This window comes from Peptacetobacter sp. (assembly GCF_029264495.1).
Classification (GTDB): Bacteria; Bacillota; Clostridia; order Peptostreptococcales; family Peptostreptococcaceae; genus Peptacetobacter.
Genome location: NZ_JARIBH010000050.1, coordinates 1 through 17,189, shown reverse-complemented (window position 1 = coordinate 17,189; position 17,189 = coordinate 1). Strand labels below are relative to the sequence as shown.

Sequence of the window (17,189 nt, the reverse complement as noted above, 5' to 3'; positions counted from 1 at the left end):
TTATTTTAAAAATCTTCTGACTTTTTAAATCATTATACTAGGAATGATACTTTCATATCATTCCTAGATATTAACTAAGTCATTGCTATGTGGTATAAATACATATACCTATACTCAATCCTTTTATTTACTCAATACTTTTTAAATCGTTTGATTTATTTTAATACGAAACCGTATTTAACTGGGTCTTCTTCATCTATTAAGAAGTTATTGAATCCTGTTATCCAAGCAGAACCAGTTATTTTTGGTAATACTGCATCAAATTCGCCAACTTTAGTAGTTCCTACTATTTCACCTTCGAATAGAGTTCCTAATATACTTTCGTAAACGAATTTTTCACCTTCTTTTAATTCTCCTCTAGCATGTAAAGTTGCTAATTTAGCACTTGTTCCTGTTCCACATGGAGATCTATCAACCTGTCCTTGTCCGAATATAACAACATTTTTATAAGTTGCTTCTGGATTAGTTGGTTCATCCCATATTTCAACTAGGTCTACAGTTTTTATATGTTCTAGAGTTGGATGCTGTATTTCTATTTCTCTATTTATTATATCTCTTAATTCCATTGCTAAATCAGTTAATCTATTAGTATTTTTTGGTATTATTTCTAATCCTAACTGTTTTGCATTAACTATAGCAAAGAATGATCCACCAAATGATATATCAAATTTAACTTTACCAACACCTGGTAATTCTACTTCTTGATCTTTTTTGTATAAGAATGCTGGAACATTGAATATAGAAACAGATTTAACTTTTTCATTTTCAACTCTTACATCACCTTTTATTATTCCTGCAGGAGCTTCCATAACTACTTTAGTTATAGGTTCTTCCATTGGAACTACACCAGTTTCAACTGCAACTGTCATTGCACCTATTGAACCGTGACCACACATGTTAAGGTATCCGCCACCGTCCATAAATATTATACCAAAGTCAGCTTCTGGATCACATGGCTGTGTCATAACTGAACCAAACATATCATTATGTCCTCTTGGTTCTAACATTATAGCTGTTCTTATATGATCTAGATGATCTTCTAAGTACTGTTTTTTTTCTGGCATTGTATTACCTTTTATATTAGGTATTCCACCTACAACTATTCTAGTTGCTTCTCCAGCTGTATGAGAGTCTATAGCTTGAATTGTTCTGCTAAATTTCATAACAATTTCCCCCTTAGTTTATTGCCTTTGGCAATTATATTTTAAGTCTTTAATAGACTTATTTACGATTTTAATTTTGTTAATTATAAAATAAACTATCTTTTATAAAATATATATTACTATACATTTTTAATATTATACTTTTATATTATCTACTTAATATAGTTTTTACTTAATAATTTTATTCGACTACACCTATATTATATAATATATTCTTTTTTTTGTCATCTATTTGACAATAATTTTTTTATCATTTTTTTATTATTCATAAATATTATCTATGAATTCGATAGAATAAAAATATTTGTATATTATTTTATATTCTGAATTTTTTATCTTTAATTATTATAATAAAATTTTATTTTCCCTGCTTTCTCATTTTTAATTTTAAGAAAGCAAGAGCTTTTCTAGCATCTGTTTTATCTACATTATTTTCACCAACAATTTCAGTTTCTGTTCCAGATTCTGATTTGTTAATATCTATAATTGTATCCATATACTGATTAGTAACTACAAACTTAGCATTTGTTCCATTAAAAGTAACACCTACTGTAGGTATTCCTCTTTTTCCAATTTCTTCAAAAGTATTTGCATAATCTACATGAGAATTTCCCCATCCATCTGCAGACAATATAACACCATCTGCTCTCATTGCTTCAAGCCATTGAGCTGCTCTCTGACCAACAAGATTTTTATACTTATTGTCTTGTGGTGTACCAACTACTAATACACCTAAAAGATCTATATCTGTATCATCAGTACAAATTTCTAAAATAGGGTCTCTAAAGTGATGTAAAGATGTTTCTTTTGTTGAAGGTCCTATACCCATAAAAAATCATCTCCTTCCTTATACTAATGCTCTTAGAGCACCATCTCTGTATTCATTAGGAGAAAGTATCATCGGCATATTGCACATATCTATTATAGATGTTCCTCCTTCAAATCCACTTGGTTCATCAGAGAATAACTGATTATCATACATAGCTCCTTGACCAGCAATTTGCTTAACTATTACAACTTTCTTTCCTCCAGGTCTTACTTTATCAAAAAATTCATGAGATTCAGTCGCATGTCTTCCATCTTCTCTTTTCAATATAGCTCTAATATCCTGAATAAAATCATCACATGCTTTAAAAGCTGCATTTGGAAGATGTCTATCAAAAGGAAGTCCTCCTTTTAAGGTAACATCCATGTGTATTATATAATCATTTTCTGATGGAGTACCACATTTTCCTAAAACCATTTGTTCATCCAATCTACCTTCAGATGAACCAAATTCATGCATTTGTCTTCCATCCTCATCAACACCTGTTAGCATTACATATACACCTGTTAATGTATGTGTAAGTCCTTCTCCAAGCGTTCCTAATACTTTAGTAGATATTGGTATAATATCCATTATTGTATTTATTTCTCTATCATATCCTGATGGATTTTTTTTCTTAGGTTCTATTATTTCTAGTTTTATATCAGTTATTAAATCATCTGCATCTATAAGTTCTTTAACTCTATCTTTATTAAGTACAAGTTTTTTCCCTTTTAATATGACATTTGAACCCATTTCAATGTCTTCTATATGAAAAGATTTAATAGCTAATCGTCTCATTACTATTTCTTCCATAATATTAACCACCTTTTTTTAAACCCCCTCTCCATTTGCATGGAAAGGGGGTATTTTATTTAATGGATAAAACCACTATTTTAATTATAAATAATTATATAGCAGCATGGTATTCAAATGGTAATGGAACTATTTTACCAGCTGATGGTATTTCTATTAGCTGCTGTAAAGTAGCTTTTAATATACCTGTCTGCATTTCTACATTGTGAGGTTCACCAGCATTAGCACCCATTGGAACTATTGGAGCAACTGCTCTTGGAGATCCATTCTGTCTAACTACTGGAGGTAAAGCTGCTATTATTATTGTTGGTATACCAGCTTCTTCTATTGCTCTCTGCACGATCACGGCAGTTCTATGGCAAGTACCTCAACCAGCTGTCATAACTACACCATCAACATTTTCGTCTTTTAATCTAGCTGCTATAGCTGGACCAGTTTCTTCTGTGAATACGTGCTGGTTTCCACCACCACCCATGAATGTGTAGTGCATTGGTGCAACACCTTTTATAAATCCTTCTTTAGCAAGTTCGTGTAATCTTTCTATTGGGAACATGCAGTTAACGTCTCTGTTAACGTCAGAGTTGTCATATCCACCATGAGATACCATTAAATCAGCTGGAGTAGCTGTGTCTGGTACCATTCTGAAAGATGTATCACCAGCTAGGTTAAATCTTTCATCAGATTTCATATGTACACCTGCAGCTGAAGCTAACGCTATAACCATATCTTTTAATTCTTTAGTTACAGGAGTCCAAACTGGAGGAGGTGTTATTGGAACGAATATTTCAGACTGAAGTCCTTTTACTGTTGTAAGACTCATTTTATTATCTCTCCCTTCAAAACTAAAACTTAAATATATATTTTTAAGTTTGTGTTGTCTGCGATTTTAGATTTCTTATTTGCTTTCTTCTATTTCTTTTAGAAGTTGCTTTTTAAGATTTTCTCTTTTTGTTTGTTCAATTCTTGCGAATTTTTCTCTTTCTCTCAGAATGTTGGCTACGTACTCAGGATTTGGTTCTTGACTTAATACCTCAGGATAACTTAGCATAAATCCAACCTCTTGTCCTATTTTAGGTTCGTAGTCAGTTATAAGCATTCTGCTAGGTATTTTGAACTGTCCAAGTCTACCTTTTAGGTCTATAGTAAATGCACCGTCGTGTATTTCAACTATAACACCTTCTACGTATGTTTCTGAAGAGATATATCTTAATTTTTCCATCTAGATACCTCTTTCTTGTTAGTTCAATTTATTTTATATTATAGTTTGAAATTAGATATTATTTTTCTAATTCTTTTACTTCAACTATTCCTGCTTCTATATCATCTTTTTCGTAGATTTCTCTTCTTTTTCTTGATATAGGTAATACAGTTTCATTGTCTTCTAATTCAACTTTTATTCCTAATTCTTTTTCTATAGCTTCTATGTTGTTTAATTTAACGTTTGGATTCCATTTTCTTTCTGGAGCTTTAACTTCAACACCAGCCATAGCATCTTTAAGCATACACATTATTCTTATTGCATCTTCTGGAGCTAATGTGTTGTTTGCTAATATTTCATTTTCTATACCTTGTCTAGATTTGTTGTTATCTACCATGTGAGTCATGTATTTGTTACCAACAACTAGAGCACCCTGAACAGCTGAGTAAGAAACACCAACTACTGGTACTCCTCTCATACCTATCTGTTCTATATGAGAAGCGAAGTCTATATGGTTGTTACCGAATCCTTCTGTAGTAACTACAGCCCCGTCAACTTCCATAGCTTCAACTAACATACCTAATCTTCTAGATACATAGAATTTTTCAGAGTTAGCCTGTGGAGATCCTACGAATACAACACCTACTAAATCTACTTCTTCATCTTCCATAGCTCTTATTACTAATGGTTCTCTCCAGTAATGTCTAGACATTTCTTTTGAAGCAGGTCCTATACAAGTTAATGCATGTATACCACCATCTAATACTTCAAGTGGAGATAAAACAACTGGAACGTTTCCTAAGTCAACGTTAGGTCTAGCACCTAATGTACCAACTGGTTCAGATGGTAATATTAAGTTATCGTGCATTGCACCCTGTCCCATTATTTCTTTAACTATAACTATTTTCTTTTTACCTTCTCTTCTGAACTGATCTATAGTCTGAGTATTTACTACTAAAGCATCATCAGCTTTCTTTAAGGCTTCTCTTATTTCCTGAGTTATATAGTCAAATGCTTTGTGAGCTGCTAGAGGTCCTGGTCTTTCCATGTTAGTACCTTCTTTTATAGTAACCTGACCTTTTATGAATATTTCACCTTTTTCAGCTGCACCTGGTCTACCCCACATCATTGTAGTAGCCATTTCACCTTCAGAAGAACCGAATTCACCTATCTGAACTCCGTTTGCATCTGTTCCTGATAATACCATTATAGCACCATCTATAGTTCTAGTGATACCTTCTCCAAGTTCACCTTCTTCTTTAGTTGCTATTGGCTGTATATCAAGTATAGCTTCTGAATATTCATTGTATCTGTCTGGAGTTATTATATCTAACTTCATATCATATACTAATTCTTCAGTTGCTACTGCTTCTGCACATAATTCTTCAGGATTTCTTATAGTTAAAGTTGTTCCTTCTATTTTAGTTTCTTCACCAAATACAACTTTTTCTATTTTGAAATGTTTTTTAGTTAAACTTCTTAATAATTTTGTTTCTTCTTTTTTAGCTTCTTCAACTGCTGGAGCTGCTGCTACTGCTGCTTCTGCTACTGGAGCTGCACCCATAGCTGCTGCTACACCTAAAGGTATTTCTAAGTTTATATCTTTACCTTCTCCTATGTGAAGTTTTAATACTCCACCGTTTGCTGCTGGAGCTGCTGCTACTGGAGCTGCTGCTACTGGAGCTACTTCGGCTACTTCAACTTCTTCTTCTTCAACTACTTCTTCTCCTGCTGAGAATCCTTCAGCGTTTTCTGGAGTAAGAGCTGTTAAAGCATCACAAGTTGCTGTTAATTTAGCACCTAAAACCTGTCCTATTGTTAATGTGTTTTCTGGTAGAACTAATAATCCTGATTCAACTAAATCTGGGAATATAGCTGGATCTTCTAAGTTTGATGGTTCTACTACTGTACCCGCTTCAAATCTGCAGCAAGTTACTGCTGGATCATTAGCATGGGCCTGAGCTGTTTCTACAGTTATTGACATAGCAAAATACCTCCTAAAATGTTATTTTTTTATCTAATCCTTGTACAACACTTTTCAGCAATTGTACTGTGATTATCCGGTGCTCATTTTAGAGCACCGGTAGATTACTATGTAATTTATATATTATGAAATTATCATAATTTGCTATTATTGTTTTAGGGTTATATCCCTAATTAAAATTTGTACTATTCTTTTGAGCTTATATCTACATTATACGACTATTTTTTTCTTCTGTATAGTCTATGTCCACCAGCTCTTAATGAATGATCTGTACTGTGATATACAGGCAATCCTAACCTAGGTGCCACTTGCATAACAGTATTTGTTCAGTCTTCACAGTTACTTATTAGTAACGCTTCTGCACCCTGGCTTTTTAATTTTAAAACTGTTTCAGCCTGTCCTGGACACATACCTGGAAGTGAACATCTATATCTTCCTCTACCATCATCAGTCATTCTCTTACATCTTTCTTCTGCAACTACTTCTGCACCCATAAGAGAAGCTATTTCATGTAGTCTTGGTTCTTGAGCACCACATTCACATGATATGATACCTAATTTTCTTTTTTCTTGCATTAATGGCATAGATACTATTATACCACCTAATGTTTTTACTACTGGTGCATCTAGTTCACCATGTTTTCCTGTGAAAGGTCCACCAAGAACTATTTCACCATATGGTTCTAATATTCCACCACATTGATCTATAAAGTAACTTACTGGCATTCCTATTGGAACATTTAAGAATACTCTACCAGTTTGAGCATCTACATCTTTAACTCTACCAGCAACTGTTAAATCTTTTGTTATAACTGGTTTTCTTTCTTCTATTGCAGCAACTACATTTTTAACTGTTTCAACATTTGATATTATAGCTTTTGCTACACTTGGAAGCTGACCTGGTTCTAGTTCAACTCCTAATATTTCTCTAACTATAACTCTTTCATCTCCTGCTGGATACATATTTGGAAGATATTTTATTTCTATATTTTCTTCATTTTTAGTTGCTTTTCCTAAAGCTATAAGTGCTTTAGTATGATGAGGTTTTATAGCTATATAACCTTTTGCAGCTTTAGTTATTTCAAGAAGATATTTAAGTCCTCTTACTAACTCTTCTGCATGTTCTTCTATATATGCCATATTGTGAGCAAGTATAGGTTCACATTCAGCTGCATTTACTATTACATAACCGCCTTCTATATCACCTTTGAATTTTACTCCTGCTGGGAATCCTGCTCCACCAGCTCCTACAACACCTGCTTCTATTATTGCATCAAGATAAGAATCTGTTTCTTTTATCTTAACGAATTCTTCAGGCTGTTCTTCATCCGCTTCTATTAGTATCGCTGTTTCAGTTATTTCTTTAACTGTTCCGTATACTGAAGAATGAATGTTAGCACCTAGACCTGTTGGGCTTGCTATTAGCTGACCTTTTTTAACGTGTTCTCCTACTTCTACCACTGGCCGGCAAGGTGCACCAACATGTTGTCTTAGTTCTAATCTAAGTACCATATTAAATCACCCCCATATTAATCTGTCGCATTATTTATTATAAGCAATTTCTGTGCCAAAATTAATAACTAATCTTTTTTTATATAATATCATTGAAATTGCTTAAAATCAAGTTTAATCTTTGAGATAATTATACCAATTTATAGTTAATAACGCAACCGTTTACATAGTTATTTTCGTCTATTTTTCGACATTTTTATGTTTTTTCTCTATATTTTTCCCAATTTTATAGTCAGTATTATTCATTTTTTAATACTCATTAGATAATTATATAACTTATGTCTATTTTTAGACTATATGTCGAAAAATAGACATATTTTTTATTTTTATACTCTTATATTTTGCTATATCTTTTTTTTATAGTTAATTTTTGATTTTTTATAAGTTTTTATATAAATTAATTATTTTATTTAATTCCATATAATTCTAATTTGTAATATAGCGTTGTTCTAGGTATATTTAATATTTTTGCTGCTTTTGCTTTATTTCCTTTAGATAATTCTAAGGCTTTTGTAATATTTTTTATTTCTAATTTTTCTGTTGCTGATTTTAAATCCAGCGGATATTCTTCCTCTTCTATATCTATTTTTGTACTATTTATTATATAACTAGGTATATCATCCTTTTTTATAATTGTTGAATCCGATAATACAACCATATTTTCTACTGTATTTTTAAGTTCTCGTATATTACCTTTCCATTTATAATTTTCTAGAATTTTATATGCTTCTTTACTTAAAGTAAGTTGTGGTTTCCCATTTTCTTTACACATTTCATCTAAAAAACTATGTAATAATATTCCTATATCCTCTTTGCGCTCTCTAAGAGGAGGTATCTTTATTTCAACAACATTTAATCTATAGTATAAATCTTCTCTAAATTTTTCTTCTTTTACCATTTTTTCTAGATCTTTATTTGTTGCTGAAATTATTCTAGGATTAATTTTTATAGTTTTTTCTCCACCAACTCTTCTAATTTCTTTTTCTTGTAAAACTCTAAGTAATTTTGCTTGCATATTTAACGGTAAATCTGCTATTTCATCGAGAAATACAGTTCCATCTTTTGCTAATTCAAAAATTCCACTTTTACCTTTTTTATTGGCTCCTGTAAATGCACCTGATTCATATCCAAAAAATTCACTTTCAAAAAGTTCTGCTGGTATAGCACTACAGTTTACTGGTACAAATGCACCTTTTCTTCCACTACACTCATGAATAGCTCTCGAAAAAACTTCTTTCCCTGTACCACTTTCTCCCCATATAAATATACTACTACTAGTTTTTGCAACTTGTTTAGCTATAGCTTTAGCTCTTTCTATCTTATCACTTTTACCTAATATCTTTGCAAATATGCCATTAGATAAATTTTTCATTTCATCTTGTAAGTATTTTAATTTTTCATTTGTTTTTTCAAGTTCAAATGATAAATTTCTTGCTTCTGTAACATCTAATTCTGTACAGACAACACCAACAAATTCTCCTCCAAAAAATATTGGATTTGCATGAACTAAACCATACATATCTTGTTTTTTATATGTAGAATATACATCACTTATTCCAATTCTTCTTCTAAGAACTCTTTCACAAATTGTATTTTCTAAATAATCACTTATTGGTTTTCCAACTATATCTTCTGATTTTATATCATATCTTTCTTCCATAAAACTATTCCAAAGAATAACAATTCCATCTTCATTAACTGCACATATACCTTCTTTTATCTGACCTATTATATATTTTAAAGTTATTCCATAATCTTCAAGTTGCATGTATAGATAATCTCTTATATGTTCTTGTCTTAAGATACCTTCTATTTTTCCATTTTCTAAAACTGGTAAAATACCTATATTTTCTTTTATCATTAGGTCTCTACACTCATCTATTATCATACCTTTTTCAACAGATATAACTTTTTTCTTCATAACATCTTTTACTTTTATTTTATCAGTATCATCATTTAAGTTTAAATTATGAATATCTGTTATAGATATTACTCCGCTCATAATATTTTCATCATTTATTGCAATTATAGTTTTTTTATTTGATTTTATTATTTCACTAATAGCAACTTTTACCGATTCATTTTCATTTATGGTATTGAAATTTATATCCATAACATCTTCAACTTTTTTTAATTCTGGTATAGAAAACATAGCATCTCCTTTTTAAATAATTTATATTCTGAAAAAATAATTTTTATTTATATATTAATTATATCATATTTAAATAATTCTATCTTTTATCTTGCATTTAAAATACTATAAATTCTCTTTAATTTTATTCAATTTTAGTTTAATATATTAAATAGATAGATATTGAGGAGGAATGATTAAATGTTTGAAAACTCATCAGAGGAAGTTATATATCATAAACTTTTGATTTTACATATACTAAAAAAAGCTGCAATGCCTTTAACTAATTCTCAAATAACTCAAGTTGTATTAGATACTGAGATGATGAATTATTTTTCTTTACAATCTCTTCTTTCTGAATTGACTGACAGCAAATTGATAACAACTTATAAAGAATCTGGAAAAGAATACTATACATTAACTTTAAATGGAGAAGATTCTCATGACTATTTTTCTTCTCGAATACCCGAATCTGTAATGGAAAAAGTTGATAAATATATTAATTTAAATAAAGGTAATCTTCTTGCAGATACTCAGATAAAATCCAGTTTTGTAAAACAAAGTGACAATGAGTTTATCGTTAATTTAAGAGTTGTTGAAGAACAGTCTAACCTTATTGATTTAAACTTAAATGTTTCTTCAGAAAAACAAGCTAATAATATTTGTAATAACTGGAAGAAAAATGCTTCTGATATGTATACAGAAATTATATCTCTTTTAGTAAAAGATAGAAATTATTAATTAAGACTTAATTTTGTTGCTTTTTTAATATTAAAATGATAATATATAAAAATATATTTACATTTTAATATTTTATTTTTTAACTATTAAGATGTAATTTTATATTTATTTATATATTTTGTAGGGAGGAAATAAGATGAAAGAAATTACATTTAAACCAAGTGGTGTATGTTGCAAAATGATGACTTTTGAAATAGATGATGAAAATAAATTACATAATGTAAACTTCACTGCTGGTTGTAACGGAAATCTTAAAGGAATAGCTAAATTAGTAGAAGGTATGGATGCTAGATATGTTTCTGAATTATTAGCAGGAAACACTTGCGGAAATAGAAATACTTCATGTCCTGATCAGCTTTCAAAAGCTATTGCTGAAAATTTATAAATATTTTAATGTTTTAATTTATATTTAAAAATCCCCGATTTATTTAATCGGGGATTTTTTATATATTTATTTTTATTTACTTACATTTGGAGATAAAGGCATATTCCATGATTCATGATCTGTATGAAGAAGTTTATGTGCTTTTTCTGACATAGGTTCTCCAAGATAATCAGAATATACTTTTATTATAGATGGATTTTCATGAGAGAATCTTAAATTAGATTTTTTATCTAATTTATAAAGATTGTTAACTCTATTTTCAGTATTTTTTTCAATTCTGTTTATAGGTTGACCACCTCCACCAGAACATCCACCTGGACAAGCCATTACTTCTACAAAGTCATATTCTACTTCACCATTTCTTATAGCTTTCATTAATCTGTCTGTATTTCCAAGACCACTTACTACAGCAGTTCTTATTATGCTACCATTTATTTCTATTTCAGATTCTTTCCAACCTTCCATGCCTCTTGCTTCTTTAAATGCATCTGGATCTGGGTTTTCACCTGTTACTAGATAATATGCTGAACGAAGTGCAGCTTCCATAACTCCACCTGTAGCACCAAATATTACTCCAGCACCTGTACCAACACCTAAAGGCATATCAAATTCTTCTTCTACAAGATTTTTAGCATTTATATGTTCTGCTCTTATCATTCTATCTACTTCTCTTGTAGTTATAACAACATCTACATCTTTATCTGCTTCTGTGTCATTTATAGTAGGAATATCACATTCATGTTTTTTAGCCACACAAGGCATTATAGATATTGAATATATTTTATTTGGATCTACATTTAATAAATCTGCGTAGTATGATTTTGTTATTGCACCAAACATCTGCTGTGGTGATTTTGCTGTAGATAATAAATCAACCATATCTGGATAGTGTGATTTCATATGTCTAACCCAACCTGGACAACATGATGTAAACATTGGGAATTTACTATTTTCTTTATTTTTTAATTTATGTACAAATTCGCTTCCTTCTTCCATAATTGTAAGGTCTGCACTAAATGTTGTATCAAATATGTAATCAAATCCCATTTTTCTAAGAGCTGCAACAAGTTTTTTGACTGTAGCTTCTTCTCTTTCAAGTCCTAAAGATTCACCCCAAGCTGCTCTAACTGCTGGAGCTACTTGTACTACTGTTATTTTTTCTGGATCTGCAAGAGCTTCAAATACTTTATCCACATCGTCTCTTGCTCTTAGTGCACCCACTGGACAGTGAGTTATACACTGACCACAAAGTGAACAATCTGCTTCTTCTATTTTTCTATTTAAAGAAACTTCTACGTCTGTTCTAGAACCTGTATTTGATACATCCCAAATTTTAACATTTTGTATTTTATCACATACTTGTATACATCTCATACATTTTATACATTTTGCTGTATCTTTTATAAGAGGGAAATTATTATTCCATGGTTTTCTTTTAAATTTCTGATTATATGGTAAATCTATTATACCTAAATCATTAGAAATTGTTTGTAATTCACAATTTCCACTTCTTACACATGTAGCACATCTGCAATCATGCTGTGATAATATTAATTCTACATTTGTTTTTCTAGTTTCTCTTACTTTTGGACTGTTAGTTTTTATAACCATACCATCTTTTACAATATTATTACAAGCTGTAACTAATTGGTTACAACCTTCAACTTCTACAACACATACTCTACAAGCTCCAATTTCATTTAAATCTTTTAAATAGCAAAGAGTAGGTATGTTTATTCCTGCTATTTTAGCAGCATCTAATATTTTAGTACCTTCTTGTACTTCTATTTCTATTCCATCTATTGTTAATTTTACCATCTCTCTACTCTTCCTCCTCTGAATGATCCGAAACCAAATTTATCACATCTTAAACATCTTGAAGCTTCTTGCATTGCACCTTCACAAGTCATACCACATTCTATTTCTTCAAAGTTTGTCTTACGTTCTGCAGCAGGTTTTTCTGTTATATTAACTCTACCACAAGGTGCTTTGTCTTCTAAGCTTACATTTGGTATTTCTACATCACATTCTATAGTATGGTTGAATCCTAGATAGCTATCTATATTTGCAGCTGCTACTTTTCCTGCTGCTATAGCTTTTATAACTGTTGAAGGTCCTGTTGCACAGTCTCCACCAGTAAATACTCCCGGTAAATCTTTAATTGAAGTATTTTCTAAAGATACTAATGTACCCCATTTAGTTGGAATACCGAAATCTTCATAGTCTTTATATTCTATATTTTGTCCTATAGCTACTATAACTATATCACATTCTATTCTTTCTTCAGGTAAATCTGCTTTAACAGGTCTTGGTCTACCCCGTGAATCCATTTTTCCGATTAACTGAGGTTGTGTCCAAAGTGCTGTTACTTTTCCATTTTCATCACTTTCAACTCTAACTGGAGCTTGAAGTGTTACAAGATCGCATCCTTCTGCTTCTGCACCTTCTATTTCTTCAAGTAATGCAGTCATATCATCTTTTCTTCTTCTATACACTATTTTTACATCATCTGCTCCTAGTCTAACTGAAGATCTTGCTGCATCCATAGCAACATTTCCTCCACCTATAACAGCAACTTTTTTTCCTGTAAAATCAGGTTTTTCTCCTAATCCTATGTTATGAAGCATTTCAACAGCAGATATAACACCTTCACTGTCTTCTCCATCCATACCAAGTTTTTTATCAAGCTGAGCTCCTATTGATATGAACATTGCATCATATTCTTCATTTAATTCTTTTAATGTAATATCTTTACCGATATTTACACCATATTTAACTTCTACTCCTGTAGAAAGTATTGCATCTATATCTTCATGAAGTCTTGCTTCTGGTAAACGGTACTCTGGTATACCAAAATGAAGCATTCCTCCTAATTTGTTTTCTCTTTCAAATACAACAGCTTTATGTCCCATTAATGATAAATAATAAGCTGCAGTAAGTCCTCCAGGACCTCCTCCTATTATTGCAACTTTTTTACCTGTTGATGGTGCATTTTCTGGAACAGGAACTATTCCTGAATTATCAACTGCATATCTTTTTAAAGCTTTTATATTAATAGAATCATCTATCATATTTCTTCTACATTTTGCTTCACATGGATGTTCACATACAAGAGCACATGCTGTTGGGAATGGATTATCTTTTCTGATTAATCTTACAGCATCTTTATATCTACCTTCTTTTATAAGTGCGATATATCCTGGAATATCTACTCCTGCTGGACATAGAGCTACACATGGAACTGCTTGTTCTTTATAACCACGAACACATCTATTTTTTGTAATATGTTCAATATAGTCTTCTCTAAATCCTTTTACTCCTTTTAAAACCATTTTTGCTGCTTCATATCCTATTGCACAGTCTGCAGAATTCATTATAACATTAGCTGTCTTTTCTATTAAATCTATTGTTTCTAATTCTGCTTCTCCTTCTAATACATCTGTAAGTAGTGCTTTTAGTTGTTCAAGTCCTACCCTACAAGGTACACATTTTCCACAAGTTTGGGCATGACAAAGATTTAAAAAAGAAAGTGATAAGTCTACTGGGCATAATCCAGAGGGACTTGCTACTATTCTTCTTTCTAAGTCTTTATAAAGACTTTCTACTACTAGCTGAGCACTATCTGGTGTCGAAATTGTTATTCTGCTCATAATCGTTTTCCCCCAATATAAAGTTAATTTATTTTTAAGATTCATAAAACTAATTATAATTTTACCATATTTATATAGTATAGAAAAAGCCTTTTCTTTTTCTTTTTTTAACTTTAATCTCCTACTATAATATTTTTGTATATTAATTTTATTTTTTTTATTTATATATAGAATTTAAAATTTTATATTTTTAATAAATTTTAAATAAATATAAAAAATGCTCAGCTATAAATAATATTTCTTTATTTTTTGCTGAGCATTTCTTTTTATTCTAAATTTTATAAAATTGTTTTTTTTATCTAAATATCTTTTTTTAAAATTTTTTTATCTATCAATACCAAAAAAATATAGATAAAATTTAATATCCCCTTGAGATATCTACATATTTTTCTGGTTTTCCATTTTCAATAAACGATTTTAAATTTTTATATACAGTATCAAATAATCTATCATTATTTCTATCAGAAACCCAAGAATTATGTGGTGTTATTATTAGATTATCTATATTCCATAGTTTTCTATCTTTTGAAAGAGGTTCTTTATCAAAAACATCTAGTGCTATACCTCTAAATTTAGGTGCAAATTCTTCTAAATCATCTAAATTAACTAGATTTCCTCTCCCTAAATTCATAAATATAGAACCATCTTTCATAATTTTAAACTTATCTTTATTTATCATTCCTTCTGTATCTTTAGTAGAAGGCATAACAGCTATTATTATATCACATTCTTTAAAAACAAAATCCATATCTGACGATTTAAATACTTTATCAAAATATTCTATTTTTCTGCCTGATGTATTTACACCCCAAGTTTCTACTCCAAAAGCTTTAAGCCTTTTTGCTGTTTCGATTCCTATTCCACCAGTCCCTAATATCCCAGCTTTTTTCCCATTTAATTCTAAAAGAGTATTATCTGTTTTCCAAAGAGATTTGCTCTGATTTTCAAAAAACTGTTTAGAATTTTTATATATATTAAGTACATTCATAATAGCAAATTCTGCTATAGGTATACTATATCCACCGCTATTATTTGATAAATATATTCCTCTTTCTTTAAAAACTTCTTTTGGAATATGATCAAATCCTACACTAGCAAGTTGTAAAAATTTTAAGTTTTTCATCTGAGTATAATCTAATCTAGAAGTATAATAGTATACATATGCTGCATCTACTTCATTTATTTCTGGGGTATTTTTTAGTTTCCTATCTTCACAAAAAATTATTTCATATCCTAAATTTTCTATCATTTTCATTCTTTCATCATCGAATTTTTTTGATATTAGCAACTTCATACAAATCCCCCTCTATTTTGATATTTTATTTTCAAACCACTTTTTAAACTACTATTGTATATTTTAATTCTTTTTTATCGTCTGATTTATCTATATTAAGTTTTCTTTTTATTTTATTTACAAGTATTTTCGCTTTTGAAATCATTGAAATATGTTCTAAATCGCTACTAACTAATGGAACTGATTTTATAATATCTCCATATTCATCAATATATTCAAGATTCGCAACTACTGTTTCTTCATTTGGGATTCTATTTATTTTTTTATATTTAATATTTTCTTTAATATTTTCTCCATTTTTAACAACAGCGTAACTATCTTCTTTAGGTTGTAAATCTATATTTTTTAACTTATCTATATTTTCTACACAACCTTTTGCTACTGTTTCTCCCTTTTTACACATTAATTTTGTTTCAAAATTTTCACCTAATCTATAAAGAGCATCTGATGAACGAACTCTATCTTCTTTGCACCAATTACCCATTACAACACCTATCATTCTATTATCCAAATCACTTTTGCCATCTGTATTCATTTTATCTGTAAATACTAAACAATATCCAGCTAAATCTGTGTAACCAGTTTTTAATCCATCTACATTTGAGTGCATATGAAGTAGAGGATTGGTATTATAATAATTGAAATTTCTACTATTATCCTTATCTAATTTAGAATTTGTTATATCAGTGGTTTCTTTTTCATAATCATTTAATAATGATTTTGCCATTATTGATATATCTCTTGCTGTTGAATGATTTTGTTTTGGGTCTCCATCTTTCTTACTCCAATCATATATTGGAAGTCCATTTGGATTGATAAAATAAGTGTTTTTCATACCTATTGATTTTGCTTTTTCATTCATCCTATCTACAAATGCATTTATATCTCCATCACAAACATGTGATGCTATTGCCAATGCTCCATCATTTGCTGAAACAATCATTAAACCTTTTAATAATTCATTAAACTTAACTTTTTCACCAACTTTAAGATGCATTGTTGAACCACTAACCTTTAACATATCTTTATTTATTGTGACTATATCATCTCTATTAACTTCACCATTTTTTAAAGCATCTTGTGCAACATAAAATGTCATAACTTTACTTATACTAGCAAGAGGTACTTGTACATCCGCATTTTTTTCAGTTATAATTCTTCCTGTTTTTTGATCGGTAAGAATTGAATTTTTTGAATATATTTCTGCTATTGGCTTGCTATTTTTCTCATCTGCATAGCTTACTGTAGGAACTATAAAAGATAGAACTAACGTAAACATCATTATTTTTTTTAAGATTTTTGACATATTTCTCTCCTTTATTTATTAATTTTCTTTATTCTTTATTTTACTATAAAATTTGTATACTGTCTTTAAATAGATTAAATCTTTGTATAAAGTATTCTTTTTTGTTATTATATTGAATTTTATTGCAGTTTCTTTTTTGTTATTATATGCTTTGTTTCAGTATAATCTCTATAATTCTAGTTCTTATTCTAAATATTATTCAATC

14 protein-coding genes are annotated in these 17,189 nt (G+C 29.9%); 2 read left to right on the top strand and 12 right to left on the bottom strand.

What is annotated here, in order from left to right; genetic code table 11:
* Positions 1–155 precede the first annotated feature (155 nt).
* The 8 genes from Q1J78_RS04955 to prdR all read right to left on the bottom strand — a co-directional run bounded on the left by Q1J78_RS04955 (position 156) and on the right by prdR (position 9,629).
* Positions 156–1,163 (bottom strand): proline racemase, encoded by a 1,008-nt coding sequence (locus Q1J78_RS04955; protein WP_300279250.1) that lies wholly within the window; start codon positions 1,161–1,163, stop codon positions 156–158.
* Positions 1,164–1,521: 358 nt separating this feature from the next.
* The gene (locus Q1J78_RS04950; protein ID WP_300279248.1) at positions 1,522–1,992 is read right to left on the bottom strand and encodes a glycine/sarcosine/betaine reductase component B subunit; all 471 of its coding nucleotides are present in this window, start codon (positions 1,990–1,992) and stop codon (positions 1,522–1,524) included.
* An 18-nt stretch (positions 1,993–2,010) separates the two neighbouring features.
* On the bottom strand, positions 2,011–2,784 hold the full coding sequence (prdD, locus tag Q1J78_RS04945) for a proline reductase cluster protein PrdD (RefSeq protein WP_300279245.1): 774 nt from the start codon (positions 2,782–2,784) through the stop codon (positions 2,011–2,013).
* Positions 2,785–2,878: 94 nt separating this feature from the next.
* A complete protein-coding gene (gene prdB / locus Q1J78_RS04940) occupies positions 2,879–3,604 on the bottom strand; it encodes a D-proline reductase (dithiol) protein PrdB (RefSeq protein ID WP_300279242.1) in 726 nt (241 codons plus the stop codon).
* Between the two features lie 75 nt (positions 3,605–3,679).
* Positions 3,680–4,003: a CBO2463/CBO2479 domain-containing protein gene (locus Q1J78_RS04935; RefSeq protein WP_300279239.1), complete on the bottom strand. Its 324-nt coding sequence runs from the start codon at positions 4,001–4,003 to the stop codon at positions 3,680–3,682.
* A 58-nt stretch (positions 4,004–4,061) separates the two neighbouring features.
* Positions 4,062–5,966, bottom strand: coding sequence for a D-proline reductase (dithiol) proprotein PrdA (prdA, locus tag Q1J78_RS04930; protein WP_300279236.1), 1,905 nt, complete (start codon positions 5,964–5,966; stop codon positions 4,062–4,064).
* 218 nt (positions 5,967–6,184) lie between these two features.
* Positions 6,185–7,477: a proline reductase-associated electron transfer protein PrdC gene (prdC, locus tag Q1J78_RS04925; protein ID WP_300279233.1), complete on the bottom strand. Its 1,293-nt coding sequence runs from the start codon at positions 7,475–7,477 to the stop codon at positions 6,185–6,187.
* Between the two features lie 406 nt (positions 7,478–7,883).
* A complete protein-coding gene (gene prdR / locus Q1J78_RS04920; protein ID WP_300279231.1) occupies positions 7,884–9,629 on the bottom strand; it encodes a sigma-54 dependent transcriptional regulator PrdR in 1,746 nt (581 codons plus the stop codon).
* Positions 9,630–9,809: 180 nt separating this feature from the next.
* Here prdR and Q1J78_RS04915 point away from each other — a divergent pair, with 180 nt between their 5' ends.
* Together Q1J78_RS04915 and Q1J78_RS04910 are read left to right on the top strand one after the other, a co-directional pair.
* On the top strand, positions 9,810–10,349 hold the full coding sequence (locus Q1J78_RS04915) for a DUF4364 family protein (RefSeq protein ID WP_300279228.1): 540 nt from the start codon (positions 9,810–9,812) through the stop codon (positions 10,347–10,349).
* 136 nt (positions 10,350–10,485) lie between these two features.
* Complete coding sequence (locus tag Q1J78_RS04910) at positions 10,486–10,734, top strand: TIGR03905 family TSCPD domain-containing protein (RefSeq protein WP_300279225.1); 249 nt, start codon at positions 10,486–10,488, stop codon at positions 10,732–10,734.
* Between the two features lie 72 nt (positions 10,735–10,806).
* Here Q1J78_RS04910 and Q1J78_RS04905 read toward each other — a convergent pair whose 3' ends face one another.
* The 4 genes from Q1J78_RS04905 to Q1J78_RS04890 all read right to left on the bottom strand — a co-directional run bounded on the left by Q1J78_RS04905 (position 10,807) and on the right by Q1J78_RS04890 (position 16,984).
* Positions 10,807–12,552, bottom strand: coding sequence for an NADH-dependent [FeFe] hydrogenase, group A6 (locus Q1J78_RS04905; protein ID WP_300279222.1), 1,746 nt, complete (start codon positions 12,550–12,552; stop codon positions 10,807–10,809).
* A complete protein-coding gene (locus Q1J78_RS04900) occupies positions 12,546–14,384 on the bottom strand; it encodes an NAD(P)-binding protein (RefSeq protein WP_300279219.1) in 1,839 nt (612 codons plus the stop codon). The genes Q1J78_RS04905 and Q1J78_RS04900 overlap by 7 nt, the downstream gene beginning before the upstream one ends.
* A gap of 358 nt (positions 14,385–14,742) precedes the next feature.
* Complete coding sequence (locus tag Q1J78_RS04895) at positions 14,743–15,678, bottom strand: phosphoglycerate dehydrogenase (RefSeq protein ID WP_300279216.1); 936 nt, start codon at positions 15,676–15,678, stop codon at positions 14,743–14,745.
* A 43-nt stretch (positions 15,679–15,721) separates the two neighbouring features.
* Positions 15,722–16,984, bottom strand: coding sequence for a D-alanyl-D-alanine carboxypeptidase family protein (locus Q1J78_RS04890; RefSeq protein ID WP_300279213.1), 1,263 nt, complete (start codon positions 16,982–16,984; stop codon positions 15,722–15,724).
* Positions 16,985–17,189: the final 205 nt, after the last annotated feature.

Coding starts and splice junctions, on each gene's coding strand:
- Q1J78_RS04955 (WP_300279250.1), bottom strand. CDS start 1,163: ATGAAATTTAGCAGAACAATTCAAGCTATAGACTCTCATACAGCTGGA.
- Q1J78_RS04950 (WP_300279248.1), bottom strand. CDS start 1,992: ATGGGTATAGGACCTTCAACAAAAGAAACATCTTTACATCACTTTAGA.
- prdD (WP_300279245.1), bottom strand. CDS start 2,784: ATGGAAGAAATAGTAATGAGACGATTAGCTATTAAATCTTTTCATATA.
- Q1J78_RS04935 (WP_300279239.1), bottom strand. CDS start 4,003: ATGGAAAAATTAAGATATATCTCTTCAGAAACATACGTAGAAGGTGTT.
- prdA (WP_300279236.1), bottom strand. CDS start 5,966: ATGTCAATAACTGTAGAAACAGCTCAGGCCCATGCTAATGATCCAGCA.
- prdR (WP_300279231.1), bottom strand. CDS start 9,629: ATGTTTTCTATACCAGAATTAAAAAAAGTTGAAGATGTTATGGATATA.
- Q1J78_RS04915 (WP_300279228.1), top strand. CDS start 9,810: ATGTTTGAAAACTCATCAGAGGAAGTTATATATCATAAACTTTTGATT.
- Q1J78_RS04910 (WP_300279225.1), top strand. CDS start 10,486: ATGAAAGAAATTACATTTAAACCAAGTGGTGTATGTTGCAAAATGATG.
- Q1J78_RS04905 (WP_300279222.1), bottom strand. CDS start 12,552: ATGGTAAAATTAACAATAGATGGAATAGAAATAGAAGTACAAGAAGGT.
- Q1J78_RS04900 (WP_300279219.1), bottom strand. CDS start 14,384: ATGAGCAGAATAACAATTTCGACACCAGATAGTGCTCAGCTAGTAGTA.
- Q1J78_RS04895 (WP_300279216.1), bottom strand. CDS start 15,678: ATGAAGTTGCTAATATCAAAAAAATTCGATGATGAAAGAATGAAAATG.
- Q1J78_RS04890 (WP_300279213.1), bottom strand. CDS start 16,984: ATGTCAAAAATCTTAAAAAAAATAATGATGTTTACGTTAGTTCTATCT.